General features: G+C 63.1%; 1 protein-coding gene. It reads left to right on the forward strand.

Going from position 1 to position 1,911, the window contains the following annotated elements; translation table 11 throughout:
- Positions 1–39: 39 nt before the first annotated feature.
- Positions 40–1,911 (forward strand): condensation domain-containing protein (locus tag ACIQWP_RS31860; RefSeq protein WP_402796481.1); only part of this gene is annotated, 1,872 nt, incomplete at its 3' end.

Here is a 1,911-nt window from a genome sequence, read left to right on the forward strand (position 1 = left end):
GGAGCGCCATCGATATTGCCGATGGATCGGAGTGGACCGTTGGCTCTGTCGTTCGGGCAGCAGCGTCTATGGTTCCTCGACCGGCTCGAACCGAACAGCGTCGAGTACCTGCTTCCCTTGGCGTTGCGGCTGCACGGTGTGCTTGATGCGGCGGCGCTAAGGCAGGCGCTGGATGCATTGGCGAACCGACATGAGGTACTGCGCACCCGGTACGTCGCCACCGACAGTGATCCGATGCAAGTGATCGATGCCAGCGCCGCGGTGCCTTTGATCCAGATCGATCTGCGCCATCTTGACGACGATGACGAACGCGAGCAGCGCCTGCAGGAAGTCCTGCTGGCGGACAGCAGGCAGCCTTTCGACCTGGCGCAAGGTCCGGTGATCCGGGCAACTCTGGTGTGCCTGACGGAAGCTGAGCATGTCCTGCTGGTGACAATGCATCACATCGCATCCGACGGCTGGTCACTCGACATTCTGGCGCGTGAGCTATCCGTGCTGTATAGCGCCTTCGTCGAGGACCGGCCTGCGGGGCTCCCAGCTTTGCCAGTGCAATATGCCGACTTCGCACAGTGGCAGCGCGATTGGCTGTCGGGACCAGTGCTGGAGCGCCAGCTCGACTATTGGCGAGACCAGCTTGCCGGGTTGGAGCCGCTGGAGCTGCCGACAGACCGGCCGCGAACGCCACAGCGGGTGCCTGCCGGCGACACTGTCGCCTTCTCCATTCCAGCGGGGCTAGCGCAGCGGCTGAGTGAGTTGGGTCGAAGCCGCGGGGCAACACCCTTTATGGTCCTGCTATCGGGGTTCCAGGCCTTGCTGGCTCGCTACACCGGGCAGAACGACCTTGCTGTTGGCACGCCGATCGCCGGACGCACGCGGCTGGAGGTGGAGCCGTTGATCGGCTTCTTCATCAACACTTTGGTGCTGCGTACTGAGTTGTCAGGTGACCCCAGCTTCGGCGAGCTCGTAGAGCGGGTGCGGGAGACGGCGCTGACCGCCTATGCCCATCAGGACGTGCCGTTCGAGCGTCTGGTGGATGAACTTCAGCCGGAACGCGATCTATCACGCAATCCGTTGTTCCAGGTAATGTTTGTGTTCCAGAACACGGCGCCGGTGCACTTTGACCTGTCCGGGCTGGTGGCTGAGCCGCTGACGGCGCCATGGGAAGTGGCGAAGTTCGACCTGACCCTGCAGTTGGAGGAAGGATCAGAGGGAGATCTGCTGGCAGAGCTGGAGTATGCGACGGCATTGTTCGACCGGGCAACGATCGAGCGCATGGCCGGGCATTATGTACGCCTGCTCGAGCATGCGGCGGCGGATCCGGAAGCACAGCTGAGCCGGCTGGAATTGCTGAGTGCGGCAGAGCGGGACCAATTGCTGCGAGAGTGGAATGCCACGACGGCGCCGGTATCGGAACTCTGCCTGCACGAACTGTTCGAGGAGCAAGCGCGACAGACGCCGGAAGCGACGGCCGTGGTGTTCGGGGCGGAGCAGTTGAGCTATGACGAGCTGAACACCAGGGCCAATCAGCTGGCACACCATCTGCGGCGACAGGGCGTAGGGCCTGAGACACTGGTCGGAGTATGCATGGAGCGCAGCCACGAGGTGGTGGTGGCGCTACTCGGCATCCTGAAGGCCGGCGGCGCCTATGTGCCGCTCGATCCGGAATACCCGCGCGAGCGGCTGGCCTTCATGTTGGAGGACACCGGCGTGCCGGTGGTGATCAGCGAGGAGCGCTTTATCGACCGCGTCGCCAATACCGGAACACGCCTGATCCTGCTCGATCGCGACCGGTCATTGCTCGACGCCGAGCCCGCCACAAATCCTGCCGTCACCATCGATCCAGACGCGCTCGCCTACGTCATCTATACCTCCGGTTCAACCGGAAAACCCAAAGGCGTAATGGTTCCTCAT

The organism is Rhizobium sp. NPDC090279 (genome assembly GCF_044769665.1).
In the GTDB taxonomy this organism is placed as follows: Bacteria; Pseudomonadota; Alphaproteobacteria; order Rhizobiales; family Rhizobiaceae; genus Rhizobium.